20 protein-coding genes are annotated in these 18,676 nt (G+C 66.4%); 12 read left to right on the top strand and 8 right to left on the bottom strand.

Going from position 1 to position 18,676, the window contains the following annotated elements; all coding sequences use genetic code 11:
• The first annotated feature begins 173 nt into the window (after positions 1-173).
• Positions 174-1,655 carry an FAD-dependent monooxygenase gene (locus ACTAQI_RS11400; protein ID WP_457945951.1) on the top strand — a complete coding sequence of 494 codons (1,482 nt, stop codon included), beginning with the start codon at positions 174-176 and terminating at the stop codon, positions 1,653-1,655.
• 279 nt (positions 1,656-1,934) lie between these two features.
• Here the strand turns inward: ACTAQI_RS11400 and ACTAQI_RS11395 are convergent, their stop codons facing one another.
• On the bottom strand, positions 1,935-2,672 hold the full coding sequence (locus ACTAQI_RS11395) for a GAF and ANTAR domain-containing protein (protein WP_457945949.1): 738 nt from the start codon (positions 2,670-2,672) through the stop codon (positions 1,935-1,937).
• 144 nt (positions 2,673-2,816) lie between these two features.
• Here ACTAQI_RS11395 and ACTAQI_RS11390 point away from each other — a divergent pair, with 144 nt between their 5' ends.
• Both ACTAQI_RS11390 and ACTAQI_RS11385 read left to right on the top strand, forming a co-directional pair.
• Positions 2,817-4,022, top strand: coding sequence for an acyltransferase family protein (locus ACTAQI_RS11390; protein WP_457945948.1), 1,206 nt, complete (start codon positions 2,817-2,819; stop codon positions 4,020-4,022).
• A 231-nt stretch (positions 4,023-4,253) separates the two neighbouring features.
• Positions 4,254-5,144: a hypothetical protein gene (locus tag ACTAQI_RS11385; protein ID WP_457945947.1), complete on the top strand. Its 891-nt coding sequence runs from the start codon at positions 4,254-4,256 to the stop codon at positions 5,142-5,144.
• On the opposite strand, the gene ACTAQI_RS11380 is transcribed toward ACTAQI_RS11385, so the two are convergent.
• Positions 5,141-6,676, bottom strand: a complete 1,536-nt coding sequence (locus ACTAQI_RS11380; protein WP_457945945.1) for an LCP family protein — start codon at positions 6,674-6,676, stop codon at positions 5,141-5,143. The two genes, ACTAQI_RS11385 and ACTAQI_RS11380, sit on opposite strands and share 4 nt — an antisense overlap.
• A 202-nt stretch (positions 6,677-6,878) precedes the next feature.
• On the opposite strand from ACTAQI_RS11380, the gene ftsW reads away from it, so the two are divergent.
• Both ftsW and ACTAQI_RS11370 read left to right on the top strand, forming a co-directional pair.
• Positions 6,879-8,138, top strand: coding sequence for a putative lipid II flippase FtsW (gene ftsW / locus ACTAQI_RS11375; protein WP_457945943.1), 1,260 nt, complete (start codon positions 6,879-6,881; stop codon positions 8,136-8,138).
• Positions 8,122-9,372: an MFS transporter gene (locus ACTAQI_RS11370; protein WP_457945941.1), complete on the top strand. Its 1,251-nt coding sequence runs from the start codon at positions 8,122-8,124 to the stop codon at positions 9,370-9,372. The genes ftsW and ACTAQI_RS11370 overlap by 17 nt, the downstream gene beginning before the upstream one ends.
• Here the strand turns inward: ACTAQI_RS11370 and ACTAQI_RS11365 are convergent.
• Both ACTAQI_RS11365 and ACTAQI_RS11360 read right to left on the bottom strand, forming a co-directional pair.
• On the bottom strand, positions 9,369-9,515 hold the full coding sequence (locus ACTAQI_RS11365) for a hypothetical protein (RefSeq protein ID WP_457945939.1): 147 nt from the start codon (positions 9,513-9,515) through the stop codon (positions 9,369-9,371). The genes ACTAQI_RS11370 and ACTAQI_RS11365 overlap by 4 nt on opposite strands.
• Positions 9,516-9,812: 297 nt before the next feature.
• Positions 9,813-10,505 (bottom strand): ANTAR domain-containing protein, encoded by a 693-nt coding sequence (locus tag ACTAQI_RS11360; protein ID WP_457945938.1) that lies wholly within the window; start codon positions 10,503-10,505, stop codon positions 9,813-9,815.
• A 282-nt stretch (positions 10,506-10,787) separates the two neighbouring features.
• Here ACTAQI_RS11360 and ACTAQI_RS11355 point away from each other — a divergent pair, with 282 nt between their 5' ends.
• Together ACTAQI_RS11355 and ACTAQI_RS11350 are read left to right on the top strand one after the other, a co-directional pair.
• A complete protein-coding gene (locus ACTAQI_RS11355) occupies positions 10,788-11,306 on the top strand; it encodes a MarR family winged helix-turn-helix transcriptional regulator (protein WP_457945936.1) in 519 nt (172 codons plus the stop codon).
• 62 nt (positions 11,307-11,368) lie between these two features.
• On the top strand, positions 11,369-11,815 hold the full coding sequence (locus tag ACTAQI_RS11350) for a hypothetical protein (RefSeq protein ID WP_457945935.1): 447 nt from the start codon (positions 11,369-11,371) through the stop codon (positions 11,813-11,815).
• A gap of 161 nt (positions 11,816-11,976) precedes the next feature.
• Here the strand turns inward: ACTAQI_RS11350 and ACTAQI_RS11345 are convergent, their stop codons facing one another.
• On the bottom strand, positions 11,977-12,300 hold the full coding sequence (locus ACTAQI_RS11345; RefSeq protein ID WP_457945934.1) for a hypothetical protein: 324 nt from the start codon (positions 12,298-12,300) through the stop codon (positions 11,977-11,979).
• A gap of 253 nt (positions 12,301-12,553) precedes the next feature.
• Between ACTAQI_RS11345 and trxB the strand changes: the two genes are divergently transcribed.
• A complete protein-coding gene (gene trxB, locus ACTAQI_RS11340; protein ID WP_457945933.1) occupies positions 12,554-13,537 on the top strand; it encodes a thioredoxin-disulfide reductase in 984 nt (327 codons plus the stop codon).
• Positions 13,538-13,575: 38 nt separating this feature from the next.
• On the opposite strand, the gene ACTAQI_RS11335 is transcribed toward trxB, so the two are convergent.
• On the bottom strand, positions 13,576-13,917 hold the full coding sequence (locus ACTAQI_RS11335; RefSeq protein ID WP_457945932.1) for a hypothetical protein: 342 nt from the start codon (positions 13,915-13,917) through the stop codon (positions 13,576-13,578).
• 191 nt (positions 13,918-14,108) lie between these two features.
• Here ACTAQI_RS11335 and ACTAQI_RS11330 point away from each other — a divergent pair, with 191 nt between their 5' ends.
• The 4 genes from ACTAQI_RS11330 to ACTAQI_RS11315 all read left to right on the top strand — a co-directional run bounded on the left by ACTAQI_RS11330 (position 14,109) and on the right by ACTAQI_RS11315 (position 17,058).
• Positions 14,109-14,723: a PAS and ANTAR domain-containing protein gene (locus ACTAQI_RS11330; RefSeq protein WP_457945931.1), complete on the top strand. Its 615-nt coding sequence runs from the start codon at positions 14,109-14,111 to the stop codon at positions 14,721-14,723.
• A gap of 127 nt (positions 14,724-14,850) precedes the next feature.
• Positions 14,851-15,294 carry an SRPBCC family protein gene (locus tag ACTAQI_RS11325; protein ID WP_457945930.1) on the top strand — a complete coding sequence of 148 codons (444 nt, stop codon included), beginning with the start codon at positions 14,851-14,853 and terminating at the stop codon, positions 15,292-15,294.
• Entirely contained in the window at positions 15,295-15,726 is a 432-nt protein-coding gene (locus ACTAQI_RS11320) for a hypothetical protein (RefSeq protein WP_457945929.1), read from the top strand.
• 114 nt (positions 15,727-15,840) lie between these two features.
• Complete coding sequence (locus ACTAQI_RS11315) at positions 15,841-17,058, top strand: MFS transporter (protein ID WP_457945928.1); 1,218 nt, start codon at positions 15,841-15,843, stop codon at positions 17,056-17,058.
• Positions 17,059-17,068: 10 nt separating this feature from the next.
• On the opposite strand, the gene ACTAQI_RS11310 is transcribed toward ACTAQI_RS11315, so the two are convergent.
• Positions 17,069-17,914 carry an SDR family NAD(P)-dependent oxidoreductase gene (locus ACTAQI_RS11310; RefSeq protein WP_457945927.1) on the bottom strand — a complete coding sequence of 282 codons (846 nt, stop codon included), beginning with the start codon at positions 17,912-17,914 and terminating at the stop codon, positions 17,069-17,071.
• A 31-nt stretch (positions 17,915-17,945) separates the two neighbouring features.
• Positions 17,946-18,623: an NADPH-dependent F420 reductase gene (locus ACTAQI_RS11305; RefSeq protein ID WP_457945926.1), complete on the bottom strand. Its 678-nt coding sequence runs from the start codon at positions 18,621-18,623 to the stop codon at positions 17,946-17,948.
• Between the last annotated feature and the right edge of the window lie 53 nt (positions 18,624-18,676).

Below are 18,676 nucleotides of genomic sequence, written 5' to 3'. Positions count from 1 at the left end.
GGTGAAGAGCCCTTCATCGAGCCCCTACCCATACGACGCACACGGGAAGCGCAGATCGACAACAGTGTCCTGGATCCCCTTCCATTTCCAAGGTACCCCGCGGCGGGGGCCTTGCCGCAAGGCCCCCAGGCTGCCGCATACTGGCGGTCGAAAAGCTTGGGAATGGGGAAAGAATGCATGACGTAGTGGTTGTGGGGTGCGGGCCCACGGGCCTGATGCTGGCGGGGGAGCTGCGGCTGGCGGGGGTGGACGCGGTTGTCCTGGAGCGGCGCCCGTCCCAGGAGCTTGCGGGCTCGCGCGGCGGGGGAATCCATTCGCGCACCATCGAGCTGCTGGACCAGCGCGGCATCGCGGACCGGTTCCTGGCTGCGGGCAAGACGCTGCAGGCGGCCACGTTCGGCAGCAGCCAGCTGGACCTGAGTGCGCTGCCCACCCGCCACCCCTACACGCTGGCGCTGTTCCAGAACCACATCGAGCGGCTGCTGCTTGAGTGGGTGGAGGAGCTGGGGGTGCAGATCCGGCGCGGCGTGGAGGTCGCCGGTGTTGCAGCGGACGACGGCGGCGTGGACGTGCAGCTTGCCGGCGGCGGATCCGTGCGGGCCCGCTACGTTGTGGGCGCCGACGGCGGGCGCAGCATGGTGCGGCGGTCGGCGGGCATCCCGATGGTGGGCCCGGACGCGACCCGAAGCAGCCTGATCGCGGAGGTGAAGGTGGAGGGGGAGCCCGTCCAGCAGGGGAAGGTGGACGCGCGCGGCATCCATGGGCTGTACCCGATGGGGGACGGAACGGTCCGGGTGGTGGTGACCGAAGCCTCCCTTGGCCCGGCCACCGAACCCACCCTGGCGGATCTGCGGCAGGCGTTGACCGACGTGTTCGGCACCGACTTCGGCGTGCACAGCCCCACCTGGCTCTCGCGCTTCACGGACGCCACCCGGCAGGCGCAGTCCTACCGGAAGGACAGGGTGTTGCTGGCCGGTGACGCCGCCCATGTCCACTCACCCACAGGCGGGCTGGGCATCGGCCTGGGGCTGCAGGACGCCGTTAACCTCGGCTGGAAGCTTGGGCAGGTGGTGCAGGGCAGCTCGAGTGGCGACCTGCTGGACAGCTACCATGCTGAGCGCCATCCGGCGGGGGAGCGGGCGCTCAAGTACACCATGGCGCAGTCCCTCTTCCAGAAGGCCGACCCCCGCCAGGAAGCCCTGCGCGACCTGCTCGGCGAGGTGCTCCGCGTTGACGGTGCCGGGGCGCCGATCGCGGCACTCATCACCGGGCTGGACATGGCCTACGACCTGGGTCCCGGCCACCCGCTCCTTGGCCGCCGCATGCCTGACCTGGACATCACGACTGCTGCCGGGCCGACACGGGTCTACGGGCTGCTCCACGGGGCCCGGCCGGTGCTGCTGGAACTTGGTGGGCCGGCGACGGAGCTCGGCGCGTGGGCCGGGCGGGTGCAGCACGTCAGTGCAACGTACGACGGCGCGTGGCAGCTTCCCGTCCTGGGCCCGGTTGTTCCGCCCACGGCAGTCCTGGTCCGGCCCGACGGCTACGTGGCGTGGGTGGGCGAGGGCTCAGCGGACGGGCTCCCCGACGCCCTCGCCACGTGGTTCGGCAAGGCGCGTCCGGGCGCCACGGATGCATTAATTGGGGGAAATTGACGAAATAATGCGGGAACATCCCCTGTTGCCAGAGGGCGGAGCTCTGTTACGCTGTTCCCCGGGTCAGGCAGGCGGCCCCTCTGTTGCCGCCCAAGAAAACCCCATCCACCGCCACCCCGCTAATGGGGCCGGGCCAATGGCCAACCACTCCTGGGCACGCAACCGTCCGCAAAGCTGACGCGGGTGTGGCCCAGGGAGATCCTATTTTCGGGGGTGGGCCACATTCGCGTCGTTACACTCCGGGAGCCATCAGCGTCGCTGGCTCCCGGAGCCCGGTTTTCAGTCTTCGAAGTGCGCGTTGGCATCCTCGGGTGCGGCAAAGCGGTGCACAAGCGCTTCGGCCAGCTCGTTGAGCTTTTGGTTACGGGTGTTGGAGGCGCTGCGGAGAATCTCAAAGGCCCTGTCCTTGCTGCACTTGTTCTCCGCCATGATGATCCCGCAGGCCAGGTCGATCGCCGTTCTGGTGTCCATCGCCGCCTTCATGTTCTCGGCCCGGTGGTCTGCTGCCGCAATCCGGACGGCGAGCCGCAGCGCCTTGCCTGCCATGTCGGCGAACCGCATTCCCTCGGCCACTCCCTCCTCACTGAAGACTCCGCTGACCGGAGCGAAGAAATCAAGGACCGCACCGGCGTCGTCTTCCAAATTCATTGGGATGCCCAGGGAACTGGCGATCCCCGCGGCTGTAAGGGCGCTGCGGTACTCAGGCCAACGCGGGTCGGATGACACGTCACCGAGTAGAACGGGAACGCCGCTTTCGAGGGCCTCGATGCAGGGCCCGTCGCCCAGGCTCTGTTCGATGCGGTCAACCACAGCCGCCCTGCCGCTGCTGCCGCCGATGGTGACGGTTCGTTTTCGCCGGTGCAGCGTCACGGCGCAGTCAATTGGTACGCCCGTGGCGCCTGTCATGGCTGCGGCTGCAAGCCCGGTGAGCCCGTCCAGCACGGATTTGATGTCCTCCATCCCTGCGACAAGATCCACGAGCCCTTCGAGGTCATCTGCCAAGTCCTGGTCCACCATGTCTTCAATCTAGAAGCGTCCGGTGGCAGCCACAAGGGCGGCTTTTTCAGGCCTCAGGCCAGCGTCCTCCCAGCTTCTGCCCAGCGCAGTTATGGAAACGTTATATATGCTTGCTTAGTGGTTTTGAGGTCAAGCAGCGAAAATTTGTCAGCATCAGCAGGCGCGGCAGTGCCCGGAAGTGGGCTCATCGACGGGCGGAAGCATGCCCTGGACGGGCTCCGGACCATCGCCGTGGCCGGTGTGTTCTTTTTCCATACGGCAACCGAGTCGATGCCGGGCGGCTCCATTGGCGTGGACGTGTTCTTCACGCTCAGCGGCTTCGTGATCACGCTGTTGATCATGAAGGAGCGGATCGCCACCGGCCGGCTGCATCTTCGTATCTTCTACGCCAAGCGCCTGGCCCGGTTGTGGCCGGCCCTGCTGGCACTCTGCGCGGTGATCGTCGCCGTCGGCTTCCTGTTCCCTGCCTCAGGCTGGGGCGGGCAGGAGGGGTTCGTCCTTCCCGCCGCCGCCTACGTGATGAACCTGGCGCACTTTGGCATGTTCGGCGACTCCATTGCCGGCGAAACCCTGGGCCCCACCTGGACCCTTGCCGTCGAGGAACAGTTCTACCTGGTGTGGCCGTTGCTCCTGCTGGTGATGCTCCGGTTCTGGAAGGTCCGCTCCGCAGCCTTCGCCACCGTGGTCCTGGCCGGAGCCTTCGTGCTGAACCGGTTCCTGCTGGTTAGTGCCGGCGAACCGCTGGACCGGATCTACAACGGACCGGACACCCGGGCCGACGAACTGCTGATCGGCTGCGCGCTGGCCCTGCTGTTCACCGCCGTGCGCCACGGTTCCCGGCTGCACAATGCCCTGGTGTCGGCTGCCCGGTGGGGCGCACCCGTCGCCGGCACCACCCTGGTGGCCGCGCTGTTCCTGCTGAAGGAGCCCGACACCCCCGGCGCCTGGTTCACCACGTTCTGGACCGTTGGCCCCATGGCACTGGCCCTGCTGTCAGCCGTACTCATCGGATCGCTGGTCCTCCAGCCCGCAGGCTTCCTGTCACGCATATTCAGCCACCCCTGGCTGGCCCGCCCGGGACGCGACCTGTCCTACGGCATGTATCTCTGGCACCTGCCGGTCTACCTGCTGCTGATGCCCCTGATCCCGGCGCTCCCGCTTCGCATCGCGCTGACCGCAGCCGCCACCGTGCTGCTGGCGTACGCGTCCTTCCGCTTCGTTGAGCGGCCGCTCCGCGTTTGGGCAAACAGGAAGCTGGAGCCCGCCGTCGCTGGTCCCGCCGCGCAAGGCAAAGCCGGTGCGGAGCCCAAGCCCACTGCGGAACTCGAGCCGGCCGCCCGGATGTCATAGGCGGGGAAGCACCGGCCCCTGGGGGAGTACTGGGGGAATGGGGACGGTATGCGGTCATCCACAGGAGGCGACAGATGTCCTTGTGCAGCCGGAGGGCGGTCACTAGGTTTGGAGTCCCCGGAGGGGGCGTCCGCCGCACCGTACGAAAGGCCCTGACCGTTGGCTCCTTACACGTTCCTAGCCCTTGGTCCAGCCTCGGCAAAAGCTGACGCCGCCTGGATCAGCCATCCAATGATCAAGGCGGTCTGCCAGTACGAGGGCGCGGCCATCACGGGCAAACGCTGGGGTTCAAGGGTCCTGGGAATTGGAATCGACGCGCTGGTGCTGGCCCTGAAGACCCTCAACCCCGCCGTCAGGGGACCCTACTTCGCCACCAATCCGTGGATCGGGGCCGCGCTGCGCCTCACGGGCAGGAAAGACTTCGTGGTGACCGGGATCTACGCCGAGCCCTCCAGCCGGAGCTGGAAAGTCCTGCGCCGGCTTATTGGCGACGCCCCTGTCATCACCATGTCCCAGTCCGAGACCGTGCCCTGGAATGCCGACGGCGGCCGCGCCATGTGCGTGCTGTACGGGAACTCACTGGGGTATCCGCCCAAGCAGCCGTCCGAAGATTTCCACATTTTCGTTGGCGGCTCATCCGACCGCGACCCCCACGCCATCAGGGCACTGGAGGACGAAGTGCTCGCGAGCCCCACGCCCGTCCGGCTGACCCTTGCCACCGGCGGCCCCGCCGGCGAAACCCGCCGCGATGGAAACGTGGTGAGGCGCCCGGGTTACGTGAGCCAGAAAGAGTTCGGTGAGCTGCTCAGTACCGCATCCGTTGTGTTCCTCCCGCTGGCGCGGGGGACCAGGGCGGCTGGGCACATGGTCCTGGTGGGCGCCGTGGAGAGTGGCATCGCCGTGGCCGTCACGCCCAACGAGGGCATGAACGAATACGTGATGGAGCCCGGGGTTGCGCTGTGCAACCCGGACCAGCCCATCCTTCCCCAGCTCCGGGAGCTGGCTGACGCCACGCGGAACAGGCAGGCGGAGATTCACGCCCAGTGGGACGAGAAGCTCAGCCTGGACAGCTACATTTCGCGGATCATGGAGCTGCTGGAGCCGGCCCGGACCAAAGCCTAGTAGCCGGTGGGGTTGGCTGACTGGCAGGTCTGGTCGCTGCCGGTCTGCGCCACCACGCTGCCGGCGGAGTCAGCGGACGACGGCGGCGCGGCGGGTTTGGTGCCCGTGGCAAAGTCCGTGCCGGCGTACAGTTGCACGCCCTGGATGTTCGCCACCTGCTGGACGCTGCCGGCGGGCAGTCCGAACAGCGCGGCCACATCCGCTGCGACGTCCTCAAACCCGGCGGAGTAGTACACCATGGTCTGGCCCTGCGCCTGGGCCTGCAGCTTGGTCACCTTGGTGAACCCGGCATCGGAGAGCAGGCCGGCAATCGCAGTGCTCCGGCCCGCCACGCCGGTGCCGTTGGCTATCGAGACGGGCTGCAGCGACTTGTCGTAGGCGGGGGCCGCGGGTGCCGGCGTCTCCGTGGGCGCCGCGGGGGCAGGCTGGCTCAGGTCCGGGCTGTTGCGCAGGGCAGCAAAGAAGTTGGACGCCGCCGGTTCATCCAGGGCCAGCCTGTTGGGATCCTGCGGGGACGGCTCCGTGGGCGTGGTGATGAAGTTGATGTTGGCGGGATCGATGTTCTTCAGCCGGTTGGCGATGGTGAGCAGCGAAGGGATGGAGGACAGGCCCGAGTCAACCGTCAGGTTCTTGGTGATGGTATCGGCGATGGTCAGCGTCTTCTGCGGGTTGCCCAGTGTGCCCTCCGACTTGAGCTTGCGGCTAAGCGAGGCCAGGAAGCCCTGCTGGGCCTGGATGCGGCCCAAGTCCCCGCCGTTGGCAAAGGCGTGCCGGGTGCGCAGGAACGCCAGCGCCTGGTCGCCCTGCACCTGGGACTTGCCGGCGGGCAGGTTCAGGTGGGAATCAGGATCGTTGACGGCATCGGTAACGCAGACCTCCACGCCGCCCACAGCGTTGGAGAGCTCCTTCACGGCGTTGAAGTCCGCCATCATGAAGTGGTCCACTTCCAGGCCCGTGAGCTTGTTCACCGTGTCCACTGCGCAGCCGATGCCGGCCTGGGCCATGGCGCTGTTGATCATGGCGTCCTGCTGCTCGGGATACTTCTGGTTGGTCTTTGAATCCGTGCATGCGGGGACGTCCACCAGCAGGTCGCGGGGGAAGCTGATGACGTTGACGTGCTTGTTGTCCGCCGAGATGTCCAGCAGCATCATCACATCGGACTGTCCGTAGCCGGAGGACTGGTCCGCCGTGCCGTACTGGCTGTTGTTTCCTTCCCTGGTGTCCGAGCCCAGCACCAGGATCTGCAGCCGGTCGGTGCTGTCATTCACGGCGCCCTCGGTCCGGTGGCCACCTGCGGTCAGCTCGGAGGTGCTGATGTTTGACTGGAGGCGCCAGGCCCAGTATCCGCCGAACGCCAGGACGCCCAGGAGCAGCACCGACACCACAGCGGTGATGGCTTTGACCCAGCGTGGGGCACGGCGGAAGGGCCGACGGCGGCGCGAACTGGTGGCGTACAGCTCGCCTTGGCCTGGGTAGGCCTGCGGGCTGGATCCTTCCTGTTCCGGGCCGGGGGATTTTTTGGAACCGAACACGACAAAATGACCTTCGGGAGGGGACAGGTTTCCGCTACCCTACAGGCCGAAGCTGGCAATTCCCCATGAACCATGGACGTAACGGGTGTCCCGGCGCCGGCGGCCGGGTACGGGGGCGTACTCTTTCTTGTCGGCGGAATCCGCCCCGGAGATGGGCCCGGCCATGGGGGAAGCCCTGGTGTGCAGGCTGAGGAACGGACAGATGGATACAGGACAAAAGCAGCGCGGGACGGGCCGTCCCGCCCGGCGCGGGTTGGGAAAACTGGCGGTGTGGCTGGAGGATGACTCCCCGGGACGCCTCCGGCCGCTGATCCTGGCGGTGGTCCTCACGCTCTCGGCGATTGGACTCGTGGAGGTGGCATCGGCGTCGTCCGTGGAATCCGTGGCGGCAGGGAACAATCCGTACGATCTTCCCCTGAAGCAGGCCATGTGGACCGTGGCCGGCGTGGTGATCATGCTGGTGCTGGCGCGGATGCCCGTGCAGCGGATCCGGCGGCTGGGCTGGCCGATGCTGATCGGTTCCCTCTTTGCCCTGGTGCTGGTGTTCACGCCGCTGGGCATGTCCGTGAACGGCAACCGGAACTGGCTGAGCGTGGGTGGTTTCACCGCGCAGCCGTCCGAGTTCGCCAAACTCGCGCTGATCGTCTGGGCCGCTGCGATCCTGGACCGGAAACAGGCCCTGCTGGGGCAGTGGAAGCACGCGGTTATTCCTTTGGCGCCCGCCGGCGGACTGATCATGCTGGTGGTGGCGCTGGGGCATGACCTGGGCACCACCATGATCATCATGATGATCCTCGCCGCCACCATGTTCTACGGCGGAGTCCGGATGAAGGTGTTCTCCGTGGCAGGAATGATCTGCGTGGCGGCGGCACTGGTGCTCGCGGCCACCAGCGGCAACCGGATGGGGCGCATCTCCTCCTGGCTGGGCATGGGATCCGACGAGGACGCCCAGGGCATGGGCTACCAGGCCCAGCATGGCGCCTACGCCCTGGCCTCCGGCAGCTGGTTCGGCGTAGGCCTGGGCCAGAGCCGCCAGAAGTGGAACTGGATCCCGGAAGCGCACAACGACTTCATCTTCTCCATTCTCGGCGAGGAGCTGGGCCTGGCCGGCTCACTCCTGGTGCTTGGCCTGTTCGCCATCCTGGCAGTCGCGGTGTTCAAGACCATCGCCCGCACCACGGACACGTTCTCGCGGATCGTGGCCTGCAGCGTGATCACCTGGATCCTGGGGCAGGCGGTGATCAACATTTCCATGGTCAGTGGGCTGCTGCCGGTGATCGGCGTGCCCCTGCCGTTCATTTCCTACGGTGGCTCGGCCATGGTCTCATCCCTGGCCGGGATCGGGGTGATCCTTGCGGTGACCCGTCCCGAGGGCCTCGTCCCGCGGGCCGCCCGGTCCCGTGGCCGGACGCGGTTGGGCGCCGCGGCGAAGCAGGTCAGGGAGCATGCCTACCAGCGGTAGCGCTGCCGGAAAACTTCCCGCGGCGCCCATGACTGCCATCCGCTTCATCCTGGTCTTCGGCATCATCAGCTCCCTGATGGACATGGTGTACGAGGGCGCCCGGAGCGTCACCGGCCCGTACCTCGGTGCGCTGGGCGCGTCTGCGCTCCTGGTCAGCGTGGTCACCGGCGCCGGGGAGGCCGTTGCCCTGGTCCTCCGCCTGGTGTTCGGGCGGCTTGCGGACAGGCCGGGACTGAGGTGGGCACTGGCAATCAGCGGGTATGCCTTGACGGCTGTTTCCGTGCCGTTGCTGGGAGTCACCGACGCGCTGTGGATCGCCTGCCTCCTGGTCCTGGCCGAGCGGCTTGGCAAGGCGGTGCGGAGCCCGGCCAAGGACACCATGCTCGCCGAGGCCGGTTCCGCCCTGGGCCAGGGCAAGGCGTTCGCGCTGCACGAGGCGCTGGACCAGGTGGGGGCGCTGCTGGGGCCGCTGCTGGTGGGCGTGGCCCTGGCGCTCTCAGGCAGCTACGGTCCAGGGTTCCTGCTGCTGGCTGTCCCGGGAGTGGCGGCCATGCTGATTCTCGTGTGGCTGCGGCGGAGGGTTCCTGATCCTGCTGCCTATGAGGTTGCCGATGTGGAGTTGGCCGCGGCCGGCCCCGTTCCCGGCAAACCAGCTCCCATGCCGCGCCAGTATTGGCTCTACGCCGCGTTCAGCAGCCTGACCATGTTCGGCTACGCAACGTTCGGGCTGCTCTCATTCCACCTGGTGGCCACCGGGCTCCTCCCGCCCGCGGTGGTCCCGGTCCTCTACGCCGCCGCCATGGGAGTGGATGCCGTAGCCGCCCTGGTTTCCGGCTGGCTCTTTGACCGGGTGGGGTTGAAAGTCCTCCTGGTCCTTCCCGTCCTGGCCGCCGCGGTCCCATGGCTGGGCTTCAGCAACAACACGGCGCTTGCGGTGACAGGGGCACTGGTGTGGGGGGCGGCCATGGGCGTTCAGGAAAGCACCATGCGGGCCGGCGTGGCGGGGCTGGCTCCGGCAGCCCGGCGGGGGAGTGCCTACGGGATGTTCACTGCGTGCTACGGCCTCGCCTGGCTGGCCGGGAGCTTCCTGATCGGCCTGCTTTACGAGTACTCAATCCCTGCCCTGGCGGTCACCGTCACAGCGGTGCAGGTGGCCGCCATGGTGGTCTTCGCCGTGGTCCGTCCGCATGCCGCCGGTCCTGAACTGCAGCGGCCGGGGAAGGAACCTTCCTAGGCGGCCGCCCCGCCAGCCTGGGCGCACTCAGCACAGCGGACGTCCGCAACCAGGGAGCCGGCGTCGTCCTTTTGGAAATGGGTGACGTGATTGGTGGTCCTGCCGCAGGTGGGGCAGAAGCTCTGGCTTTGTTTAGTCCACATGCATGAATAATACGGAACCCTGTGATAAAGGAAAGATCACGGGACAAAAGTATGTGGAACCCCGCAGTTTTCCGTGACCGGATCTTGACCAAACCTGCTGGCGATTCTTCAGGGAACGCTGAGTTTCGCCGCGTAGCTTGGGCCCATCAGGCAGTACGGAAGGAGCGCAGGACAATGACCATCACCGATTACATCGTGGCTCTCGGCGGCATGCTGGCTTCACTCGGGTGTGCAGGACTCGTGGCGGCCGGCCTTATCAGGGCACGGGCGCGGCACTAGGACCGTACCCGGCAGTTCCTAGGCGATCGCCGGGGGTTCGAAACGTGTTCCGGGCGCACCACTGGGCATCGCCTTCAGGATGCTGTCCGCCACGCTGCGGACCTTGAGGTTGCGGTTCCGGGAGGTGCCGGCGAGCTTGCTGAAGGCCTCGGCATACGAGCATCGGTTCTGCGCCATCAGCACGCCGCAGGCAACGTCGATGCTGGTCCTGCTCTCCAGTACCTGCTTCAGGTTGTCGCCGGCACGGATCACGCCGTGTACGTCCAGGGCCAGCTTCAGGCTCTGCGACGCCACCTGGCCAAACCATGCCGCTCCATCAACGACCCTGGCATTGAATCCGTAGCCGGCCGGGCCCAGGAAGATGAGGGCGCCGGTGGTACCCGGCTGAAGTTCCAAAGGGACGGCAAGGGCTGCGCCGAAGCCGTTGTCCAGCAACCGCTTCCGGTAGGCCTGCCAGCGTGAGCCGGCCTGGTTGATCACCGTTGGGGTGGCGAGTGCGGAGCCCAGGGCGGTGGGGCCGTCCCCGTGCTCGTCTTCCGAGGCTGCGAGGAGGGCGGCGCCCGGCGTGCTTCCCGCCGTGGCAGGACAGGACCGCTGCCGGTGCATTACGGCGGCGCACTCAATTGACATGCCTGCGGTGGGGCTGATCCAGCGCGCGGCAGCGTCGGCGAGCTTCTGCAGGGACTGTGCCTCGCCGTCGGCCCCTGTCATTAAGTCCAGCAGGAACCCTTGCCGCTCGGGCCCCGTGTTATTAGGCGGGCCAACAGCCACCCTGCACCCCCATTTACGATATGCCCGCGGCCGTGCTGCCGCGGTTGCCTAAAACCTATTGGGCCTGCCGGGCTGCGGCACGAGTAGCGGGTACTCTACTTTTCCCCTGCGCCTTCCGCAGGTACCTGCCTCCTTATCGACCAGGGGAGGTGGGTCGGCAACAAGTGGGCTACCATGGGGTTTGTTAGACGGCCAAGCAAGTAGGATATCGAAGGAATTCGCATGAACCCGCATGGTGCAAGCGAAGGCTACCGGTACCCCTCAAGTGAGGATGTCCAGCCCGGAGCCTTTGACGTCATAAACGCCCTCCGCGAGTTCCGGAGCTCGGAGAGCGCCATGAGAAGGCGCACGCGTTCCTCCGTCGCGATGGGGGAGACCGATCTCTTGGCTCTTCGGTACCTGCTTGATGCGGAAGCCACCGGCGTTGGAATCCGCCCCACCGAACTTGCTGCCCGCCTGGGGATCACCTCCGCCTCGATGACCAGCCTTGTTGACCGGCTGGTTGCCGCGGGCCATGTGACCCGGGAGCCCCACCCCTCAGACCGCCGGGCCGTCATTCTTCGACCTACCCCCGGTGCGGACGCGGCGGTGCAGCACAATCTCGACCAGATGCACAAGCGCATGCTCGAGGCTGCCGAGTCCTTGTCTCCCGAGGAGATCAAAGCTGTCATGCACTTCCTGTTGCGCATGCGCGAAGCCGTGGATGCGGTGAATTCCAGCCCCGGCATTACAGTGCGGTAGACAAAGTAGTGATCCTAGTTAGACTAGCTACATTGTTTGTTAACTATCGGACGGCGGATCGCATGACTGCAGTACTTGAACCTCAGGCAGCGGGACAGACGATCCCCGTCCAGGCTCATGACGACATCCAGCTCCAGCCGGCAGCGCCCATGGTGCTTGATGACCCGGCCGCCCCCTTCCACTGCGGCGTGGAAATGACGGCCGGTCCCGTTCCCATCGCTTCCCTTGGCTGGGCGCCGCTTGAGCTCGGCTCGTCCGAATGGTCCTGCACCTGCGGCTACAAGATGGACGGCGCCCCCGCCGGCGGTGATCCACTGGAATCCGTCCGGCTGGCTTCGGCCAGGGTGGAGAGCCTCCAGTGGGAGTTGGACGCCGCGCAGGAGCGGTTCGAGAACGCCGTCAGGAGTGCGTGGAAGCTCGGCGCAGCGCAGGAGGCCCTGGGCAGGGCCGCAGGCCTGAGTTCGGTGGAGCTCCAGGAATTCCTGGCTGGCGGCTCGCCGTTGATGTAAATCCTGGGCCTGCTTGAGGGCCCCAGGCTCCGAACAACCCCGAAGTGCAGCCATCCGTATGTTCAGATGCAGCTGCACTTCGGGTTGTTTGAAGCGGAAGAAGCAAGCGGTGGCCGGCCTGCTCTGGCCCGAAGCGTGGGCGCGGCGAGCGGCCGGGAGGTTTATGCGGCCAGGCGGGCCGGCGCAGTGCGTGGATGTCGGCGGTCGGCCAGCACGCTGATGGTGCAGGGTGCCTGGTCCGGATCGATCTTTGCGGGCAGGTGCCTTGTTGCGGAAGCGGCGTGGAGCATCTCCAGGGCTTCCTTATCAACCCAGGCATTGGAGATGTCGAGCTCCAGGTCCAGGCCTCCCTTGAGGGAGTTGGCACGCTTTGCCACTACATAGAGGGCGTTGACGCTGTGGATGGTGATATGCCCCTTTGCAATCACCTGGGCCTTGCTGTGGTCCAGATCCACCCGGACCACGATGTTCAGCTTAGAGTTCAAGATGTAAAGCCTTCCCCGGCATTGGCTGCGACGCTGCAGCTTCTTGCATGGCCTGTTTGCTTAAGCCTCAACCAGATTAGGCAACCAATGTGATCTGCGCAACACGGTGACGTTTATTACACCGAACGTAGTTTCCTATCAGTTTGAGGAGCACCCACGAGGCAGTGAAAGAATCTGACCTGAACAACTGATCACCGAACTCCTGCCCGCGCAGCACGCGCCCGCCCAGTAGTACCGCCACGAAGGACAACCAATGACCAAAGAACAGCTGATCATCATCGGCTCCGGCCCCTCCGGCTACACCGCCGCCATCTACGCCGCGCGCGCCGGCCTGAACCCCCTGGTCCTGGCCGGGTCCGTGACAGCGGGAGGCGCGCTGATGAACACCACCGAGGTGGAAAACTTCCCCGGCTTCCCCGCAGGGGTCCAGGGCCCCGAGCTGATGGACGGGCTGCAGCAGCAGGCGGAAAAGTTCGGCGCGCGCATTGAGTACGACGACGCCACGTCCGTTGACCTGAAAGGTTCTGTCAAGCGCGTGGTCACCGGCGCCGGGGAGACCTACGAAGCCCCTGCCGTCATCCTGGCCACCGGCTCGGCCTACAAGGAACTCGGCCTGCCCGAGGAGAAGAAATTCAGCGGCCACGGTGTCTCCTGGTGCGCCACCTGCGACGGGTTCTTCTTCCGCGACCAGGACATCATCGTCGTCGGCGGCGGCGACTCCGCCATGGAGGAAGCGACCTTCCTGACCCGCTTCGGCAAGACCGTCACCGTCGTGGTCCGCAAGGACGAACTGCGCGCCTCCCGCATCATGGCCCAGCGCGCCAAGGACAACCCCAAGATCCGCTTCGCCTGGAACTCCGCGGTCACCGCGATCCACGGCGACGGCAAGGTCACCGGCGTCACCCTCACGGACACCCGCACCGGCGAGACCCGGCACCAGGACGCCACCGGCATCTTCGTGGCCATCGGCCACCTGCCGCGCACCGAGCTGGTGGCAGGCCAGGTTGACCTGGACGACGAAGGCTACATCAAGGTGGACGCCCCCACCACGTGCACCAACCTGCCCGGCGTCTTCGCCTGCGGCGACGCCGTGGATCACCGCTACCGGCAGGCCATCACCGCCGCCGGCACAGGCTGCGCCGCGGCCCTGGACGCCGAACGCTTCCTGGCCGCACTGGAGGATGCCGCCAGCATCGCCACGGCGCTGGTGGAGGAACCGACCCACAACTGGTTTTAATGCAGTTGCGTTTTAGTGCAGCGGGAAGGCTCCCTGGGTCAGACGACTTCGGGGAGCCTTCCCGTTAATACGGAGACGGGGGCCGATGACCAGCGCTCGCGTTCCGGCTCGAACGAGATCACCATGGACGCGTCGCTCTCGCGAGCCTCGTCGATGGCCAGCAGCAGGGCGTCCTCCAAGTGCCTGGCGTATTCCAGCCGCTCGGGCAGCAAACCCTGCAGCCCGCCGTCGTCAATCAGAACGTGGCCCTTGCCGTCCACAATGACCTTCAGTGAATACCCGCTGTCCTCATGCCGGGACCCCCGGGTGGATGAAATCTCCGTTACTCGGTCTGCCCGGACCAGCCCGTTGCCCAGTGTGCGGATCCACACTTCACCCATGAAATGGCCTTCCCTTGGAACTGGGACGCGGTTCAGCACCCCATAAGGCGAACGCTACTCCTCCCCGGGCCTTTTGTGACCCCCTTAATCCGGCCTTGCTGCCTCCAGCGAACACGGCAAATAGCGGCCGCTCCATTCAGCTACTCTTATGCCACAACCGGCGCCGGGTATGGGATTTTTGGGAGGAATGTATGTGGTCGAAGTTGGATACGTACCTCTTCCCGCTGCCCGTTACTGCGGTCTGTCCTTCAGGGACCTTTGAGCTGGACGTCTCCTCCGGAAACATGCAGTGGTCCGAGGGCATGTTTGGCATTCACGGGCTGCGGTCAGGTGAGGTAGTTCCCACCTTTGACGTGCTGATGGCCCACAAGCACCCGGAAGACCGGGAACCGGTGCGGGAACTCTGGGCGGACCTCCTTGTGGGCGGCGGCCAGGGTGCCCTGCTGCACAGGATCATTGACGTCCGGGGCAAGGAGCGGCGCGTCTTTTCGGCGATCCAGGCGGCGGCCGGCCCGTCCGGACGGGTGGAACAGGCCCGCGGATTCATGGTGGACGTGACCCAGAGCCTGCGCATCGAGTCCCAGCATGCCGCGTCCGAGGCCATCGAGGGTGCGTTCGTGCACAAGACCGTCATCGAACAGGCCAAGGGCATTGTCATGGCCCTGCGGAGTGTTGACGCCCCGGCAGCGTTCCAGATCCTGGCCGCCAGAAGCCAGCATGCCAACGTGAAATTGCACATTGTGGCTGAAGAAATGGTCAATGCCGCGGCAAACGGCAAGGCGGGGGAACTCCTGGAAGGTTACTGACTCCCGGCCAACCCGCGAGTCGCAGGGGACCTTCGGCTCTTTTGGCCCGGACTGTTCGGCTGCAGCCTGTTGCTATGGCTGGCGGCGGACCAAGCCCGGGTTAGCGGAGACGAGTCAGGAGATGGCGGTGGCACATATTCAAGGTTCCATCGGCATTCGGCGGCCGGTGGGGGAAGTCTTCGACTTTGTGGCGGACCAACGGAACGAGCCTGCCTACAACCCGCAGATGCGGAAGGTGGAGAAGGCCACGCCTGGACCCATAGGGCTGGGAAGTGTCTGGCGGGTCACCACCGGGACGAAACGTCGGAAGACGTCGTTCGAGCTGGAGGTCACTGACTACGTCCGGCCCTGGCGGTTGGGGTCCGTCTCCCGGATGGGAGGGGCTGAGATCCTGGGAGGCCTGACGTTCCGGCCCACGGACGAAGGGACCTGGATGGACTGGTCCTGGGACTTCAGGCCCAAGGGACTTTTGAAACTGGCGGGGCCGGTCTTCACGGTTGTGGGTCGCCGCCAGGAGCAGCGCATTTGGGCCGGCCTCAAGCGGCACATGGAGCAGGGGGTGGGCGGCTAAATGGCAGGCAGGACCACCACCAGGCGCAGCGGCAATCTTGGCTCCGCCATTGTCAACGCCCTGCTGATGTACGGGATCAACGTCTGGCCCGGCTGGCAGGTGCTGCCGTTCCTGACGGCAGACATGGCCCGCGTGCTGGACCTCATCAATGCATCCCTGCTTGCAGGCATCATCGTCAACCTGGTCTGCGTGGTGATCCGTGCCAGGGCCTTCATGGCACTGGGAAACCTTGTGGTCATCGGTTTCGGCGTTGCCGCCATGCTGCGTCTTTGGGAGGTCTTCCCCTTCGATTTCGGAGACAGTTGGTCCGGCTGGCCGGTGCTGGTGCGGGTATTCCTGGTGGTGGGCATCGTGGGGTCGGTCATCGGGGCAGTGGTGGAAGTGGTCAACCTGTTCCGCGCCCTGGCCGGGTTCGAGCCCCGGGCCCGCTGAGCCCCGCCCGCTGAACGTTGCCCGCTGAGCCGGGTTTGTGCGTGGCGGCGTGGGCATGTCCGGTGCGTCACACCGCACCCTGCGGGGTCAGGGGGCGGCCATAGGATAAATCTGATGACTTCCCCGGACGACTCCCAGCCCTTCAGCCTGCGCAGCATTGCGGTGGCCGCCTTCGGCCCCACGCTGCTCTTTGGAATCGGGCAGGGCGCCATCCTTCCGGTGGTGGCGTTGTCCGCCCGGGAGCTGGGCGCCTCGGTGGCGGTGGCCGCCCTGGTCGTCACCCTGATCGGGCTGGGGTCCTGGTTCTTCAACCTGCCGGCGTCCCTGGTGACCCTGCGCTTCGGCGAACGCTGGTCCATCGTGGGCGCAGCCGTCGCCGCGGGCCTTGCCCTGGCAGCTGCCGCCACCTCCGGCCTGGCCCCGAACGGACTGTGGCTCCTCGCCGTGGCGATGACCGTCGTCGGGATGTCCGGGGCGGTATTCGGCCTGGCCCGGCAAAAATACCTGACCGAGGCCGTTCCGGTGGGGTTCCGGGCCCGCGCGCTGTCCACGCTGGGCGGCGTGAACCGGATCGGCGTGTTCATCGGCCCGTTCGCGGGGGCTGCGGTCATGCAATTCTTCGGCATCGCCGGCGCGTACTGGGTGGGTGTGGTGGCCATGGCGGCCGCCGCGCTGCTCTCCCTCACCATCCCGGACCTTGCGACGCCGGAGGTCCCCTTGGGCGGGAACGCCGGCCCCCAGCCCACGCTCCGCAGCGTGGCGGTGTCACATGCGGGCGTGTTCCTTTCGCTGGGCATGGGCATCCTGCTGCTCAGCGCGCTGCGGTCATCCCGCCAGGTGGTCATCCCGCTCTGGTCAGACCACCTGGGCATGGACGCCACCTCCGCGTCCCTGATCTACGGGCTGTCCGGCGCCATCGACATGCTGGTGTTCTATCCAGCCGGAAGACTGATGGACCGCAAGGGCCGGCAATGGGTGGCGATTCCGTCCACGCTGCTCATGGGGACCGCGTTGCTCCTGATTCCGCTAACCGGGTCTTTCGTGGGGCTGCTGCTGGCCGCTCTGCTTATCGGATTCGGCAATGGCATCAGCTCCGGGCTGGTGATGACCCTCGGCGCCGACTTCTCGCCGGACCGCGGCCGCGGCCAGTTCCTGGGCCTCTGGCGGTTCATGGCGGACGCCGGATCCACCGGCGGCCCTGTGCTCCTCTCCGGGGTGACGGCTATCGCCTCCCTGGGGCCGGGGATCTCAGCCACGGGCATCCTGGGGTTCGCTGCGGCGGCCGTGTTCGCCGTCGTGATTCCCCGCCTGAAGCACCGCCGCAACTACTGAGCCCCTTTTGTCACGGCAGATGGGCCAGGCCGGCGCAGGCATCCCACAGGCGCTTGCGGGCCTCCGGGTCCGATCCCATGCCGGGCGTAGCAAGCTCCTTGCGCTTTGCCCAGAGCTTCCCTGACACGCCTGCAGTTTCCTCTGACGTGGCCAGCCAAAGGGCAGTGTCCACCGCTTTTTCCGCCGGTGCGCCGAACGTGTTGGTGAGCAGGCGGAACGGGCCTCCGACGTCCTTCAGCAGCGATGTATTCCTGACCAGCCCCGGGTGCACGGCGTTGGCCACCACGCCCGAGCCGCGCAGGCGTTCGGCGAACTCCTGGGTGAGGAGGACGCGGGCCAGCATGGTGGGTGGCGTGGAGCGCAGGAAGCTGTACCGGCCCTTGGCGGTCTGAAGGTCGTCAAAATTGAGTTTGGTGTTGCCGTACCTGGACGCGATGTTCACGATCCGGGCCGTCCCGGCCGCCGCTGCCGCGTTCCTGAGCGCATCAAGCATCAGGTTGGTGAGCAGGAAGTATGCCATCACGTTGGTGGCGAACGTCAGTTCCAGCCCGTCGGGAGTGACCTCGCGCTCCTTGCGGAACACGCCCGCCGAGTTCACCAGGACGTCGAGCCTGCTGTGGCGCGTCAGGAAGTCGGACGCGGCCGCGTGGATCGAGGACTGGACCGAGAGGTCGCATACCAGCGGCTCCAGCAGCGCGGACGGGACGAGGCGGCGGATGGCACCCGCCGCCTCTTCCGCGCGGGCGGGGGAGCGCCCCGCCACCACAACCAGGGCGCCTTCGCGGGCCAGGCCGGTTGCCACGGCCTGTCCCAGGCCGCTGCCCGCGCCGGTCACCAGCGCAACGGTTCCATACATGGAAGCCAGCCTTCTCGGCCTTGCGGACCGGTCAGCGAACGATCTTGAAGTTGAACGCGGGCGTGCCGAGTGCGCCCCAGAGGCGAAGCCAGACGGGGAGGAGCATTTCCGTGCCGCGGGCGGTGGAGATGTCCCCGAGGTCAATGATGTCCCGGTGGCCGAAATCCTTCAACAGTCCCGTGACGACATGCTTGGCCTCGGCGTCGTTCCCGGAAACGAACACCGTGCCGGGATCGGACAGCTGTGCCGGGTGCGCCATGAGGTCGGCGTTCATGGTGTTGAGCGATTTCACCACCCGGGTTCCGGGGAAGGCACGCTGAATCTGCTCACCCAATGAGTCGGTGTCCTTGACGAACAGGGTTGGGGGCATGCCTTGGCTGAAGTCGAGCGGGTTGGCGATGTCGAGGATGATCTTGCCGTCAAGGTCTTCCGTACCGGCCTGTGCCAGGGCGTCCAGGGATGCGCTGCCATTGGTGGCGTTGACGACAAGTTCTGCCCCGGCGGCAGCCCCGGCGTAGCTGGCCAGCGAAATACCCGGGTTTGCTGCAGCCCAGGTGGCGAAGGGTAGGTTGCCCATCGCGTCGGCCTCAGTGCGGGCGAGCGTGGCTTCGGTGCTGCGGGTGCCAACGGTCACGGTGTGTCCGAGCTCGGCCAGCCGGGCAGCGATGGTGCGGCCGACAGTGCCGGTTCCGAGGACAGCAGTTTTCATGGTGGATTCCTTTAGCTTCTTCTTTGACGGAGCCTGATCCAATGTGACGGATC

It is taken from the genome of Pseudarthrobacter sp. alpha12b, from assembly GCF_054130495.1.
Note: the sequence above shows the minus strand (reverse complement) of the source record. Positions and strands in the feature narration are given on the sequence as shown.

Bases quoted from the DNA above. Each gene is read 5' to 3' on its own strand.
- ACTAQI_RS11400 (WP_457945951.1), top strand. From the start codon at position 174: ATGCATGACGTAGTGGTTGTGGGGTGCGGGCCCACGGGCCTGATGCTG.
- ACTAQI_RS11395 (WP_457945949.1), bottom strand. From the start codon at position 2,672: ATGGTGGACCAGGACTTGGCAGATGACCTCGAAGGGCTCGTGGATCTT.
- ACTAQI_RS11385 (WP_457945947.1), top strand. From the start codon at position 4,254: ATGATCAAGGCGGTCTGCCAGTACGAGGGCGCGGCCATCACGGGCAAA.
- ftsW (WP_457945943.1), top strand. From the start codon at position 6,879: ATGGATACAGGACAAAAGCAGCGCGGGACGGGCCGTCCCGCCCGGCGC.
- ACTAQI_RS11370 (WP_457945941.1), top strand. From the start codon at position 8,122: ATGCCTACCAGCGGTAGCGCTGCCGGAAAACTTCCCGCGGCGCCCATG.
- ACTAQI_RS11365 (WP_457945939.1), bottom strand. From the start codon at position 9,515: ATGTGGACTAAACAAAGCCAGAGCTTCTGCCCCACCTGCGGCAGGACC.
- ACTAQI_RS11360 (WP_457945938.1), bottom strand. From the start codon at position 10,505: ATGACAGGGGCCGACGGCGAGGCACAGTCCCTGCAGAAGCTCGCCGAC.
- ACTAQI_RS11355 (WP_457945936.1), top strand. From the start codon at position 10,788: ATGAACCCGCATGGTGCAAGCGAAGGCTACCGGTACCCCTCAAGTGAG.
- ACTAQI_RS11350 (WP_457945935.1), top strand. From the start codon at position 11,369: ATGACTGCAGTACTTGAACCTCAGGCAGCGGGACAGACGATCCCCGTC.
- trxB (WP_457945933.1), top strand. From the start codon at position 12,554: ATGACCAAAGAACAGCTGATCATCATCGGCTCCGGCCCCTCCGGCTAC.
- ACTAQI_RS11335 (WP_457945932.1), bottom strand. From the start codon at position 13,917: ATGGGTGAAGTGTGGATCCGCACACTGGGCAACGGGCTGGTCCGGGCA.
- ACTAQI_RS11330 (WP_457945931.1), top strand. From the start codon at position 14,109: ATGTGGTCGAAGTTGGATACGTACCTCTTCCCGCTGCCCGTTACTGCG.
- ACTAQI_RS11320 (WP_457945929.1), top strand. From the start codon at position 15,295: ATGGCAGGCAGGACCACCACCAGGCGCAGCGGCAATCTTGGCTCCGCC.
- ACTAQI_RS11315 (WP_457945928.1), top strand. From the start codon at position 15,841: ATGACTTCCCCGGACGACTCCCAGCCCTTCAGCCTGCGCAGCATTGCG.
- ACTAQI_RS11310 (WP_457945927.1), bottom strand. From the start codon at position 17,914: ATGTATGGAACCGTTGCGCTGGTGACCGGCGCGGGCAGCGGCCTGGGA.
- ACTAQI_RS11305 (WP_457945926.1), bottom strand. From the start codon at position 18,623: ATGAAAACTGCTGTCCTCGGAACCGGCACTGTCGGCCGCACCATCGCT.